Raw genomic sequence first — 12,387 nt, 5'->3', positions numbered from 1 at the left:
TGCGTCGTGGCACAGGAATATACTGTTGAACAGCTCAACTACGGTCGTAAAGTCTATGACTTTATGCGTTGGGATAACGTCGCGTTCGTCATTTCGGGCACTTTGTTAATCCTGTCACTGATTGTTATGGGTGTGCGCGGGTTTAACTGGGGGTTGGATTTCACCGGTGGTACGGTGATTGAAATCAACCTGGAAAAACCGGCCGATCTGGATCTCATTCGTGACTCTCTGGAAAAAGCCGGTTTTGCCGATCCGTTTATTCAGAACTTCGGTAGCAGCCGTGATGTTATGGTGCGCATGCCGCCAAGCGTGGGCACGTCAGGTCAGGAACTGGGTAACAAAGTGGTTAGCGTGATTAACCAGGGCACGGAACAGAGTGCAACGGTGAAGCGCATCGAGTTTGTTGGGCCGAGTGTGGGTAACGATTTGGCGCAAGACGGTGCTATGGCATTGTTGGCGGCGTTGATCTGCATCTTGATCTACGTAGGATTCCGTTTTGAATGGCGTCTGGCGTTGGGGGCGGTGCTGGCATTGGCGCACGACGTGATCATCACCATGGGGGTGTTCTCGCTGTTTCAAATCGAAATAGATTTGACCATCGTGGCATCGCTGATGTCGGTTATCGGTTACTCGTTGAACGATAGCATCGTGGTATCTGACCGTATTCGTGAAAACTTCCGCAAGATTCGCCGCGGTACGCCTTACGAAATCATGAACGTGTCGCTGACACAGACGTTGAGCCGTACTTTGATGACCTCCGGCACCACGCTGGGTGTGGTATTGATGCTCTACATTTTTGGCGGCGCGATGCTGGAAGGTTTCTCGCTGGCAATGCTGATCGGGGTGTCTATCGGTACCATCTCCTCCATCTACGTGGCCTCAGCGCTGGCGCTGAAGCTTGGGATGAGGCGCGAACACCTGCTGGTGCAGAAAGTCGAGAAGGAAGGGGCGGATCAACCCTCCATCTTGCCTTAAGGCCGTTTGATAACGTTGAGAGAAATCCCTGCTACGGCAGGGATTTCTCTATGTATCAGGGGCGGCTGGTTTCAACTTGATGCAGGCGTATAAACCCGAGCTGCTCCGGTGTGACACCACTTAGCCGCACGCCAAATATGGCTTCGGTTTTGGGCAATAGGGGGGCGTTGAGCATCAGCTGCTGGGTGTGAGTTTCGCTTGGCAACGGCTTGCTGCTGACCGGATCGAGCTGACCCCAGTCGAGTTGCGCGTGAAACGCATGCAGTGCTGTACCTTCCAGTAGCCGAACATGCAACAGCGCCTGGGTGCCATTCGCCTCGGGTTCAATATGGCTCAGGGAAATGCTCAGTTTGCCAATATTGCTTTCTAAAATTGCGCTATTTTTCGCGCTGGGTAGCAGGTACACACCGTGGGTAGAGTGACTGTTTAAGCTATTTTGCTGCTCCAGGGCTAACGCCTGTGCCGTCAGTGTTTGTAATTGCCGGTTAAACTGCCCCACTTCCCGTTGCAGCGTAGGCGTTTGCGGAGGCGCTGAACAGCCCGTCAGCGCCAGCATCAAGAGACCAGATGCACGATAATAGTTATTCATTCAGGTATTTCCCTCATTGCATTATGCCTTTTCTCGTATCGTCTTTACGTGGCAAGTATATAAGCGTAGTGGCGAATGAGAGTTAAATCATGCTGCGTTTATGCTGGTACCTATGCAAATATTGGTCTGTAAGCGCTGGATATTTGGGTTAGTCAATCAAATCAGGGTAAACTAGGCGTAAGACAAGCTAATCATCGGGATATGTTATGCACTGCCCATTCTGCTCCGCTGTTGATACCAAAGTTATTGATTCTCGTCTGGTCGGCGAAGGCACGCAGGTACGGCGTCGCCGTCAGTGTCTGGTGTGCAATGAGCGCTTTACCACCTTTGAAGTGGCGGAGCTAGTGATGCCCCGGGTGATCAAGAGTAATGACGTTCGCGAGCCCTTCAACGAAGAAAAATTGCGTAAAGGGATGCTGAAAGCGCTGGAAAAGCGGCCGGTCAGTGCGGATGACGTTGAAAACGCCCTCAATCATATCAAATCTCAACTGCGTGCTACGGGGGAGCGTGAAGTCACCGCCAAGATGATCGGCAATCTGGTGATGGATGCCCTGAAGCGTCTGGACAAAGTCGCTTATATTCGTTTTGCCTCCGTATACCGTAGTTTCGAGGATATTCGGGAGTTTGGCGAAGAGATTGCTCGGTTACAGGATTAGTCATATGGAACGGCAAGATGAATTCTGGATGGCGCGCGCGCTTGAATTAGCGCGGCGCGGGCGTTTCACTACGTCTCCAAACCCTAACGTTGGTTGTGTGATTGTGCGCGACGGTGAAATGGTCGGTGAAGGTTATCACTTGCGCGCCGGTGAGCCGCATGCGGAAGTACATGCGCTGCGCATGGCGGGTGAACAGGCCCGGGGAGCAACAGCCTATGTGACGCTGGAGCCGTGCAGTCACCATGGGCGCACGCCGCCCTGTGCGGATGCGCTGATTGCGGCAGGCGTGGCGCGCGTCGTGGCGGCGATGCAAGATCCCAACCCTCAGGTGGCCGGGCGTGGTTTGCACCGTTTACAGCAGGCGGGTATCGCCGTCAGCCATGGCCTGATGATGCAAGATGCCGAGCAGGTCAATCTGGGTTTTCTGAAACGGATGCGCACCGGCGTTCCGTATGTCCGTCTTAAAGTGGCTGCTTCTCTGGATGGCCGCACGGCGATGGCGTCCGGAGAAAGCAAGTGGATCACCTCTCCCGAGGCGCGTCAGGATGTGCAACGCTTTCGTGCACAAAGCGCCGCGATCCTTAGCAGCAGTGCTACCGTGTTGGCGGACGATCCGCTGTTGATGGTACGTTGGGAGACGTTGGATGCCGCTACGCAACAACAGCTTCCCGATGTAGTGCTTCCTCAACCCGTGCGCGTGATCGTCGACAGCCATGGACGCGTAACGCCTCAGCATCAACTGGTCCATCAACCGGGCCAAACCTGGCTGGCGAGTACCCAACCAAACAATGACAGCGCATGGCCTGAAAGCGTGACACACCTTACTCTGCCCGCTCACGGTGGCGGTGTCGATTTGGTTGCGCTAATGATGACGCTCGGCAAGCGCCAGATTAATTCGGTTTGGGTTGAAGCCGGTGCTACGTTGGCAGGCGCGCTGTTGAATGCGGGCGTGGTCGATGAGCTGATCGTGTATATGGCCCCGAAACTGTTAGGGCATGATGCCCGGGCCCTGTGTGTGTTGCCGGGGTTGACGCAGTTGGCGCAAGCGCCTTCATTTACGCTGACGGAGGTGTGCCAGATTGGCCCCGATCTCCGTCTGCGTTTGATACCGCAATCCTGACGTCGATATCCTGCGTTTTTGGTTTGCTCTGGCCTCAATGGGGTGTGGCAGACAAAACCGGATACGCCGTCGCAAGAATGTGATAGAAGCCGCCCCCCTGCGGGGTATTAGCATGCGATTATGATTATAAGGAACGCTATGAACGTCATTGAAGGTGTTGTTGCCACCCCTGATGCCCGCGTCGCGATTGCGATTGCCCGTTTCAACAATTTTATCAACGATAGCCTGCTTGAAGGCGCTATCGATGCGCTGAAACGTATTGGCCAGGTCAAAGATGAAAACATTACCGTCGTGTGGGTACCCGGTGCCTATGAGCTGCCGATGACCGCGCGCGCGCTGGCAAAAAATGGCTATGACGCCGTCGTGGCACTGGGAACGGTTATCCGTGGCGGTACTGCACATTTTGAATATGTTGCGGGTGAATGTAGCTCCGGGTTGGCTCATGTTGCCATGAACAGCGATATTCCTGTGACGTTTGGCGTTTTGACGACAGAAAGCATCGAGCAGGCGATTGAACGCGCTGGTACCAAAGCGGGCAATAAGGGTGCAGAAGCTGCGCTGACCGCGCTGGAAATGATTAACGTATTGAAAAATATCAAATAATTTTGATTAAGAAAGGGGTATTCCGTGAAACCTGCTGCTCGTCGCCGCGCTCGTGAATGTGCGGTTCAAGCGCTGTATTCCTGGCAATTGTCAAAGAATGACATTGCCGATATTGAACTGCAATTCCTGAGTGAGCAGGATGTCAAAGATGTCGACATCAGCTACTTTCGTGAGTTGCTGGCGGGCGTCGCCATGCAGGCAGAAAAACTGGATGCATTGATGGCACCCTACCTGTCACGTCAGCTCGAAGAGTTGGGGCAGGTGGAGCGCGCCGTGCTGCGTATTGCACTGTTCGAACTGAGCAAGCGCGACGACGTCCCTTACAAGGTTGCCATCAACGAAGCCATTGAACTGGCGAAATTGTTCGGTGCGGAAGATAGCCACAAGTTTGTCAACGGCGTATTGGATAAAGTCGCTCCAACGGTGCGCCAAACCAAGAAGTAACGCTCAGGGCCGGAATACCGGCCCTGTTCGCGATTGTTTTTGACGGAAACGGTTATGGTTTACGGTGAGTTTGATCTGATTACCCGCTATTTCAATCGTGCGAACGCCTACAAGGCGGGAAATCCGCGTCGTGATGTGGAATTGGGGATTGGCGACGATTGTGCGTTGCTCACAGTGGCAGAAAAGCAGCTTTTAGCCGTCAGTACCGACACGCTGGTGTCTGGTGTGCATTTCCTACTGACTATCGATCCTGCTGATTTGGGTTACAAATCGCTAGCCGTTAACTTAAGCGATCTGGCCGCCATGGGGGCCGATCCCGCCTGGCTCTCTCTCGCCATTACCTTGCCCGAAATCAACAGCGCGTGGTTGGCAGCCTACAGCGATAGCCTGTTCACGCTGCTGGATTACTATGGCATGCAGCTGATTGGCGGCGATACCACGCGCGGTCCGCTGAGCCTTACGTTGACTATTCACGGGCTGGTGCCTGCCGGTCGTGCGCTTACCCGTGCCGGTGCCCGCATTGGCGATTGGATCTACGTGACCGGAACACTGGGTGACAGCGCCGCCGGGCTTGCTATTTTGCAACAACGTTTGCAGGTGAGTGACAGCGCGGCGCGCCAGTCATTGGTGCAACGCCATTTGCGTCCGCAGCCGCGCATTCTGCAAGGCCAGGCGTTGCGCACGCTTGCCAGTGCGGCTATTGATCTGTCGGATGGGCTGATCTCGGATTTACGCCATATTTTGGCCGCCAGCGATTGCGGCGCGCGCGTGCAGCTTGATGCTGTCCCTTATTCATCGGCAATGATGCAACACGTTGATCCCGATCAGGCGCTGCGTTGGGCGCTGTCTGGCGGGGAAGATTATGAACTGTGCTTTACCGTGCCGGAAATTAATCGCGGGGCGATCGACATGGCGCTGGGCCAACTCGGCGTAGGCTATACCTGCATTGGTCAGATAGCTCCGTCGTCCGAAGGGCTGCGCTTTTTCCGTGGTGATAACGCAGTGGAACTGAACTGGAAGGGCTATGACCACTTCAGCCAATGACCGAGAAACAAAGCGCACCGCTAAGCAGCGTTTGCGCCTGAGCAATCCCTGGCATCTGCTGGCAACCGGGTTTGGCAGTGGCCTCTCTCCCTGGATGCCGGGTACGGCGGGATCGCTGGCGGCGATCCCGGTGTGGTATCTGCTCTCCTTCCTGCCCTGGCAACTGTATTCACTGATTATCATGTTCAGCATTTGCATCGGCGTTTATCTGTGTAATCAAACGGCTAAAGACATGGGCGTACACGATCACGGCAGCATCGTCTGGGATGAATTTGTCGGGATGTGGATCACGCTGATGGCGATCCCGAATGAACAGTGGCAGTGGGTGCTGGCAGGGTTTGTGGTGTTTCGTATTCTGGATATTTTCAAACCCTGGCCGATACGCTGGTTCGATCGCAACGTGCACGGCGGCATGGGTATCATGATTGACGATATTGTGGCAGGGGTTATCTCTGCGGGCATTATCTACTGGATTGGGCACCACTGGCCGCTATTTTCTTAAACAGCCTGTGCGGTGGCTGACCGGGGCGACCGCCCCGGTCGAAACAACTATCATTGCAGCCATTCATCAATGCGACGTTCGATGCCCACCGCATCCAACCCCAGAGCGTGACGTACTTCTTCCTGTGTCCCTTGGGGAATAAAGCTGTCCGGTAGCCCCAGATTTAACACCGGAATGCCCAGACGCTGCGCCATCACCACTTCATTCACGCCGCTGCCCGCACCGCCCATCAATGCATTCTCTTCCAGCGTCACCAGCAGATCGTGGCTTTTTGCCAGCTCAGTGATTAGCGTTTCATCCAGCGGTTTGACGAAGCGCATGTCGACCAATGTCGCATTGCGCTTTTCGGCAACCTGCTGTGCTTCCGGCAGCAGTGTGCCGAAATTGAGGATGGCGACTTTTTCGCCCGTGCGTCGTACCACCCCTTTACCGATCTGCAATTCTTGCAACGGCTCAAGCGTGGCTCCAGTACCGGTACCGCGTGGGTAACGCACGGCGCAAGGGCCGTCTTGATAACGGTAGCCGGTAAACAACATCTGGCGACATTCGTTCTCATCGCTCGGTGCCATGATAATCAGATCGGGGATGCAACGCAGGAAGGACAAGTCAAACGCCCCCTGATGCGTTTGGCCGTCCGCGCCCACAATACCGCCGCGATCGATAGCGAACAGTACCGGCAGATTCTGAATGGCGACGTCGTGAATCACCTGATCGTAGGCGCGTTGTAAAAAGGTGGAGTAGATCGCCACCACCGGTTTGTACCCGCCCAGCGCTAAACCGGCGGCAAAGGTGACGGCGTGCTGCTCGGCAATGGCAACATCGAAATATTGTTGTGGGTAGTCACGAGAGAAGCGCACCATGCCAGAACCTTCGCGCATCGCTGGCGTCACTGCCATCAGCTTGCTGTCTTTGGCGGCGATTTCACACAGCCAATCACCGAAAATGGCCGAGTAGCTGGGAAGGCTCGCCTTGCTTTTGGGAAAGGTACCGCTGGCCGGATCAAACTTGGGCACGGCATGCCAACTGATAGGATCTTGCTCTGCTGGAGCATAGCCACGACCTTTTTTGGTCATGATATGCAGCAACTGCGGACCCTTCAGGCTACGCATATTTTTCAGGGTTTGCGCCAGCCCGACCACATCATGACCGTCGACAGGTCCGATATAGTTAAAGCCGAGTTCTTCAAACAGCGTTCCGGGTACCACCATGCCTTTCAGATGTTCTTCCGTGCGTTTGACCAGCTCTTTGATCGGCGGGATGCCAGACAGCACTTTCTTACCGCCTTCGCGCAGGGTGGAGTAGAGTTTACCGGATAACAGTTGTGCCAAGTGATTGTTGAGCGCACCGACGTTTTCGGAAATGGACATCTCGTTGTCGTTCAACACCACCAGCAGATCGGAACGAATATCGCCCGCGTGGTTCATGGCTTCAAATGCCATTCCCGCGGTCAGTGCGCCGTCGCCGATAACGCACACGGTACGGCGTCCTTTGCCTTCTCGTTCGGCGGCAACCGCCATGCCCAGCCCGGCGCTTATCGATGTGGAGGAGTGACCGACGCTTAACACATCGTATTCACTCTCGCCGCGCCAGGGGAAGGGGTGTAGGCCGCCTTTCTGGCGGATGGTGGAAATGCGATCGCGGCGACCGGTGATGATTTTGTGAGGATAGGCTTGATGGCCGACATCCCACACCAGATGGTCAAATGGCGTGTTGTAGACATAGTGCAGCGCCACGGTGAGTTCAACGGTGCCGAGCCCTGAAGCAAAGTGGCCGCTGGAGCGGCTAACGCTGTCCAGCAGATATTGACGAAGTTCATCGCACAGTTTAGGCAGGCTGTCACGCGGCAGCATGCGCAGTTCGTCAGGTGTTTCCACTAAAGCCAGTGTCGGGTACTTTGCAATATCAAAACTCATTTGCGACTCATTCTGAGGTGTAATCCCCGTTCTCTCTCAAGCGGCGAATGCAGTATCCATCCGGGCGTTGCCACCGTACGACACGCTTGAAATTCACTGGGTGATGTTGAAATTATTTATCTCGCTCGACGATATAATTCGCCAATGCCCGTAGTAACGTAGTATCGAGCGGCGTTGCGCTGGCCGCTTGCAGTTCATCCAATGCTGCCAGTGATTCCTGATAGAGATCGCACGCCTTTGCCCGTGCACTGTCAAGCCCGAGCAAGCCGGGATAGGTACTTTTGCCCAGTTGCTGATCGGCCCCTTGTCGCTTACCGGTGGTGGCGCTGTCACTAACCACATCAAGGATGTCATCCTGCACCTGAAAGGCCAGACCGATAGCATTGGCATAGCGATCGAGGTGTGGCAGTGCCGCCCGACCCGCAGTACCAGCACTGAGCGCGCCGAGCCTGACTGATGTGCGAATCAATGCGCCGGTTTTGTGGCGATGAATTTGCTCCAGTGCGGTGAGATCGACTTGCTTACCCTCTGCCGCCAAATCCAGCGCTTGCCCGCCGCACATGCCTGCTACGCCGCTGGCGTACGCCAGTTCTGCAACCATTGAGAGGCGATCGCGGTCGCTGACTTCAGGCATGGAGCCGTCAGCCAGAATGGAGAAGGCTAACGTTTGAAGCGCATCCCCGGCCAGAACCGCTGTGGCTTCGCCAAATTTAATGTGACAGGTCGGTTGACCACGGCGCAGGTCATCATCGTCCATGGCAGGCAAATCGTCATGAATCAGCGAATAAGCGTGGATAGATTCCACTGCGGCAGCCGGCGTATCCAGACTGCTCAGCGGAATGCCGAAAAGTTGCCCGGAGGTATAAACCAAAAAAGGCCGAAGGCGTTTGCCTCCCAGCAGCGCACCGTAGGCCATGGCGTCAACCAGCGGACTACCCTGAAACGGCAAGTCGGTGATAAAACGGTTCAATGCCTGATTAACGCGATCAGCATGGGCGCGCAATTGCTCAGCGAATTCCGTCATAGTGGTTTACTGTTCGGGGTTGTCGTGCCCTGAGCGAAAGGGGACAGCGCGGCATCCGGTTCATCGCTTAGCAGGATTTGTACGCGTTGCTCTGCTTGTTGCAACTGCAACTGTCCCTGACGCGCTAACTGAATGCCATTTTCAAAAGCGCTCAGCGCGGCTTCCAACGGCAAATCGCCCGACTCAAGGCGGGTGACAATCTGTTCCAGCTGTTGTAGCGCATCTTCAAAACTCAGCGCTGAGTCAGCGGTGTTCAGCGTTTCGCTGTTTGCCTCCGAGTGAGGCGACGTTTTTTTTGCAGGCATGACCTATTTTACATCCTGATCGCTAAGTTATGCTGTTCTTTTAGTGTCGTTAATCGTTACTGGTCCATCGCACAGATAAGCACATCCTTCCTGCGCGCAGCATGCGAGAAGATGATATACTCCGCGCCCTGGATGCTATTGGTAAAATCACCCTATGGAACGAGTTTACCGATAACGTGAATCTAGCACTCGGGTTAACACTTACGCCCATTTGACCAAGTAACGACAGCCATCATGAAGTTTATCATTAAATTGTTCCCGGAAATCACCATCAAGAGTCAATCTGTGCGGTTGCGCTTTATTAAGATACTTACCGGTAACATTCGTAACGTGCTTAAGCAGTATGACGACCAACTGGCCGTCGTCCGTCATTGGGATCATATCGAAGTCCGCGCCAAAGAGGAAAGCCAACGCGAAGAGATTCGCGATGCGTTAACCCGTATTCCCGGCATTCATCATATTCTGGACGTTGAAGACCACGCTTACACCGACGTGCACGACATTTTTGAACAAACGTTGGCGCTGTATCGTCCACAGCTAGAAGGAAAAAGCTTCTGTGTACGCGTGAAACGGCGCGGCAAGCACGACTTCTCATCGCAGGATGTAGAGCGTTATGTGGGCGGTGGACTTAATCAGCACATCGACAGTGCGCGCGTTAACCTTACCACGCCGCAGGTCACGGTTCATCTGGAGATTGAACAGGATCGTTTGCTGCTGATTAAAGGGCGTTATGAAGGCATCGGTGGTTTCCCTATCGGTACGCAAGAAAATGTACTGTCACTGATTTCCGGCGGGTTCGATTCTGGCGTGTCTAGCTATATGCTTATCCGCCGTGGCTGTCGCGTGCATTACTGCTTTTTCAATCTGGGCGGCGCAGCGCATGAAATTGGTGTTAAACAGGCCGCACACTATTTGTGGAAACGCTTTGGCAGCTCGCATCGCGTGCGCTTTGTCGCTATTGATTTTGAACCCGTGGTGGGCGAGATCCTGGAAAAAGTGGATGACGGCCAGATGGGCGTCGTGCTTAAACGTATGATGGTGCATGCCGCATCGCGCATTGCAGAGCGTTATGGCGTTCAGGCGTTGGTAACCGGCGAAGCGTTAGGTCAGGTTTCCAGTCAAACGTTGACCAACCTGCGTCTCATCGATAATGCGTCTGATACGCTGATTCTGCGCCCGCTGATTTCACACGATAAAGAGCACATCATCAAGCTGGCACGCCATTTAGGCACGGAAGATTTTGCCAAGACCATGCCTGAGTATTGCGGGGTCATTTCCAAGAGCCCGACAGTAAAAGCGGTCAAATCCAAAATCGAAGAGGAAGAAGGCAAGTTCGATTTTGAGATTCTGGACAGGGTTATTTTTGAAGCGCGCAATATAGATATCCGCGATATCGCCACCCAGACCTCGCAAGAGATCACGGAAATTGAAACCGTGGCGTCGCTTTCTGCTGACAATATTCTGCTGGATATTCGCTCGGTGGATGAGCAAGACGATCGTCCGCTTGCGCTCACCGGTGTTGAAATCAAATCGCTGCCGTTCTACAAGCTCAGCACGCAGTTTGGCGATCTTGATCAGGGTAAGACCTATCTGCTGTACTGTGAACGCGGTGTGATGAGCCGTTTGCAGGCGCTGTATCTGCGTGAGCAGGGGTTCACTAACGTGAAGGTCTATCGGCCTTAACCTCGCGCTCATCATCCTCCGTGCGAGCGGAGGATGACTGAATCACAGAGGTTTGATGGCATCAATCCCGATAATCATAAATGCCCGGTGGCAGCACCAACTGCGCTGCCACTTCCGCCTCTTTGGCACGCCCGGACAGTAAATCAATCAGCTTCAAGGCAAAATCCATGCTGGTGCCGGGGCCCTGGCTGGTCAGCAGATTAACGCGTGGATCGAATACCACGCGCTTATCCATCCATTTTTCTGGTGCGATTTTCTCTTTTAGCGTGGGTTATCCTGTCATGTTGCCGACCGGAAACAGCTGGTGGTGTAGTGGTCAACTAATATTGGCCACCGCATTAGACTGTATGTAGAACAGTCGCTCAGATTCGTTTGGAGTTAAGCCGCCGTTATACCAGTGAGGCCGGATAGCGCTGTAATACCCCGTGATGTAGCGGATAATCGCGTCCTGGGCTTCGCTGAAGCTGTTGTAACCCTTTGTCGGCACCCATTCTGTCTTCAGGCTGCGGAAGAACCGCTCCATTGGCGCATTATCCCAGCAGTTACCCCGCCGACTCATACTCTGCTTTATCCGGCAGCGCCACAGGGCTTGCCGGTATTGACGGCTGGTATAGTGGCTGCCCTGGTCGCTGTGGAACATGACTCCTGTTGGTTGTCCCCGGAGTTCCCAGGCCATCTGCAACGCTTTAACTGTCAGCGCCGAGTCCGGCGACGTCGACATGGCCCAGCCCACCGGTTTGCGGGCGAACAGATCTAGCACCACCGCAAGGTAAGCCCAGCATTTGCCCGTCCAGATGTAGGTCACATCGCCGCACCAGACCTGATCCGGCGCGGTAACCGCGAACTGGCGGTTGAGATAGTTCGGTATTTCAACGAGTTCATTGCCGCCGCGTTTGTATTTGTGAGCCGGTCGCTGGCAGCTGGCGATACCCAGCTCCTTCATCAGCTTGCCAGCCAGCCAGCGCCCCATTTTGACACCGGAGCTGCCGGTGACGATGGTCGCGATACTTCGAGCGCCGGCAGAGCCGCCGCTGGCGTTCCAGGCTTCCATGACGCGGCTACACTTAACCACGCGCTCACCGTCGGGTTCATTAGCGGAAGCCTGCCAGTGCCTGTAGCTGCTGCGATGTACCTCAAAAGTTTGGCACAACGCCGTGACCGGGTATCGCGCCCTCAGCCTGTCGACTACCGTGAACCGTTGAGTGAGTCCGACATTAAGAGCGCCGTAGCCTTTTTTAGGATTTCGTTCTCCATTTCAAGGCATTGGACTTTTTTCTTCATCTCACGCAGCTCGAGCTGTTCAGGGGTAAGAGGAAGTCCCGTTGGCGTTTTTCCCTGTCGTTCAAGGCGAAGCTTATTGACCCAGCGACTAATGGCAGAATGGCTGACATTAACCGCCTCTGCGGCCTTAACGTATGTGTAGCCGTGGTCGACAACCAGCTTTGCGGCTTCGAGCTTAAATTCCGCCGTAAAATGTTTACCCATGAGGTCACCTGTCGTGTTGATGAGGTGAGCATATCACCTCCGCT

At 54.5% G+C, this 12,387-nt stretch carries 13 protein-coding genes and 1 pseudogene; 8 read left to right on the top strand and 6 right to left on the bottom strand.

Annotated features, from left to right (window positions below):
• Positions 1-6: 6 nt before the first annotated feature.
• Positions 7-975 carry a protein translocase subunit SecF gene (gene secF, locus ACWWJF_RS15535; protein ID WP_455869947.1) on the top strand — a complete coding sequence of 323 codons (969 nt, stop codon included), beginning with the start codon at positions 7-9 and terminating at the stop codon, positions 973-975.
• 55 nt (positions 976-1,030) lie between these two features.
• On the opposite strand, the gene ACWWJF_RS15530 is transcribed toward secF, so the two are convergent.
• Positions 1,031-1,564 (bottom strand): DUF3251 domain-containing protein, encoded by a 534-nt coding sequence (locus ACWWJF_RS15530; protein WP_455869946.1) that lies wholly within the window; start codon positions 1,562-1,564, stop codon positions 1,031-1,033.
• Between the two features lie 206 nt (positions 1,565-1,770).
• On the opposite strand from ACWWJF_RS15530, the gene nrdR reads away from it, so the two are divergent.
• From nrdR to pgpA, 6 genes are all read left to right on the top strand, one after another.
• Positions 1,771-2,220 carry a transcriptional regulator NrdR gene (gene nrdR / locus ACWWJF_RS15525; RefSeq protein ID WP_222158287.1) on the top strand — a complete coding sequence of 150 codons (450 nt, stop codon included), beginning with the start codon at positions 1,771-1,773 and terminating at the stop codon, positions 2,218-2,220.
• Between the two features lie 4 nt (positions 2,221-2,224).
• Positions 2,225-3,340: a bifunctional diaminohydroxyphosphoribosylaminopyrimidine deaminase/5-amino-6-(5-phosphoribosylamino)uracil reductase RibD gene (gene ribD / locus ACWWJF_RS15520; RefSeq protein ID WP_455869945.1), complete on the top strand. Its 1,116-nt coding sequence runs from the start codon at positions 2,225-2,227 to the stop codon at positions 3,338-3,340.
• A 138-nt stretch (positions 3,341-3,478) separates the two neighbouring features.
• The gene (ribH, locus tag ACWWJF_RS15515; protein WP_455869944.1) at positions 3,479-3,943 is read left to right on the top strand and encodes a 6,7-dimethyl-8-ribityllumazine synthase; all 465 of its coding nucleotides are present in this window, start codon (positions 3,479-3,481) and stop codon (positions 3,941-3,943) included.
• 24 nt (positions 3,944-3,967) lie between these two features.
• The gene (nusB, locus tag ACWWJF_RS15510; RefSeq protein WP_455869943.1) at positions 3,968-4,387 is read left to right on the top strand and encodes a transcription antitermination factor NusB; all 420 of its coding nucleotides are present in this window, start codon (positions 3,968-3,970) and stop codon (positions 4,385-4,387) included.
• A gap of 54 nt (positions 4,388-4,441) precedes the next feature.
• The gene (thiL, locus tag ACWWJF_RS15505) at positions 4,442-5,431 is read left to right on the top strand and encodes a thiamine-phosphate kinase (protein WP_455871120.1); all 990 of its coding nucleotides are present in this window, start codon (positions 4,442-4,444) and stop codon (positions 5,429-5,431) included.
• A complete protein-coding gene (pgpA, locus tag ACWWJF_RS15500; RefSeq protein WP_455869942.1) occupies positions 5,412-5,933 on the top strand; it encodes a phosphatidylglycerophosphatase A in 522 nt (173 codons plus the stop codon). The genes thiL and pgpA overlap by 20 nt, the downstream gene beginning before the upstream one ends.
• 50 nt (positions 5,934-5,983) lie before the next feature.
• Here the strand turns inward: pgpA and dxs are convergent, their stop codons facing one another.
• From dxs to xseB, 3 genes are all read right to left on the bottom strand, one after another.
• Positions 5,984-7,846, bottom strand: coding sequence for a 1-deoxy-D-xylulose-5-phosphate synthase (dxs, locus tag ACWWJF_RS15495; RefSeq protein ID WP_455869941.1), 1,863 nt, complete (start codon positions 7,844-7,846; stop codon positions 5,984-5,986).
• Positions 7,847-7,958: 112 nt separating this feature from the next.
• A complete protein-coding gene (gene ispA / locus ACWWJF_RS15490; RefSeq protein ID WP_455869940.1) occupies positions 7,959-8,870 on the bottom strand; it encodes a (2E,6E)-farnesyl diphosphate synthase in 912 nt (303 codons plus the stop codon).
• Complete coding sequence (gene xseB / locus ACWWJF_RS15485; protein ID WP_455869939.1) at positions 8,867-9,175, bottom strand: exodeoxyribonuclease VII small subunit; 309 nt, start codon at positions 9,173-9,175, stop codon at positions 8,867-8,869. The genes ispA and xseB overlap by 4 nt, the downstream gene beginning before the upstream one ends.
• 234 nt (positions 9,176-9,409) lie before the next feature.
• Here xseB and thiI point away from each other — a divergent pair, with 234 nt between their 5' ends.
• Complete coding sequence (gene thiI / locus ACWWJF_RS15480) at positions 9,410-10,858, top strand: tRNA uracil 4-sulfurtransferase ThiI (RefSeq protein ID WP_455869938.1); 1,449 nt, start codon at positions 9,410-9,412, stop codon at positions 10,856-10,858.
• Positions 10,859-10,919: 61 nt separating this feature from the next.
• On the opposite strand, the pseudogene ACWWJF_RS15475 reads toward thiI, so the two are convergent.
• Positions 10,920-11,168 (bottom strand): annotated as a pseudogene (locus ACWWJF_RS15475) (DJ-1/PfpI family protein); the annotation flags it as partial.
• Between the two features lie 6 nt (positions 11,169-11,174).
• A protein-coding gene (locus tag ACWWJF_RS15470) for an IS3 family transposase (RefSeq protein WP_455868696.1) occupies positions 11,175-12,343 on the bottom strand; the annotation gives its coding sequence in 2 pieces (ribosomal slippage) (positions 11,175-12,088 and positions 12,088-12,343; 1,170 coding nt in all).
• Positions 12,344-12,387 lie beyond the last annotated feature (44 nt).

It is taken from the genome of Symbiopectobacterium sp. Eva_TO (genome assembly GCF_053848865.1).
Note: the sequence above shows the minus strand (reverse complement) of the source record. Positions and strands in the feature narration are given on the sequence as shown.

Excerpts from the sequence above, each read along its gene's own strand:
- ACWWJF_RS15530 (WP_455869946.1), bottom strand. The coding sequence starts at position 1,564 with ATGAATAACTATTATCGTGCATCTGGTCTCTTGATGCTGGCGCTGACG.
- nrdR (WP_222158287.1), top strand. The coding sequence starts at position 1,771 with ATGCACTGCCCATTCTGCTCCGCTGTTGATACCAAAGTTATTGATTCT.
- ribD (WP_455869945.1), top strand. The coding sequence starts at position 2,225 with ATGGAACGGCAAGATGAATTCTGGATGGCGCGCGCGCTTGAATTAGCG.
- ribH (WP_455869944.1), top strand. The coding sequence starts at position 3,479 with ATGAACGTCATTGAAGGTGTTGTTGCCACCCCTGATGCCCGCGTCGCG.
- thiL (WP_455871120.1), top strand. The coding sequence starts at position 4,442 with ATGGTTTACGGTGAGTTTGATCTGATTACCCGCTATTTCAATCGTGCG.
- pgpA (WP_455869942.1), top strand. The coding sequence starts at position 5,412 with ATGACCACTTCAGCCAATGACCGAGAAACAAAGCGCACCGCTAAGCAG.
- dxs (WP_455869941.1), bottom strand. The coding sequence starts at position 7,846 with ATGAGTTTTGATATTGCAAAGTACCCGACACTGGCTTTAGTGGAAACA.
- ispA (WP_455869940.1), bottom strand. The coding sequence starts at position 8,870 with ATGACGGAATTCGCTGAGCAATTGCGCGCCCATGCTGATCGCGTTAAT.
- xseB (WP_455869939.1), bottom strand. The coding sequence starts at position 9,175 with ATGCCTGCAAAAAAAACGTCGCCTCACTCGGAGGCAAACAGCGAAACG.
- thiI (WP_455869938.1), top strand. The coding sequence starts at position 9,410 with ATGAAGTTTATCATTAAATTGTTCCCGGAAATCACCATCAAGAGTCAA.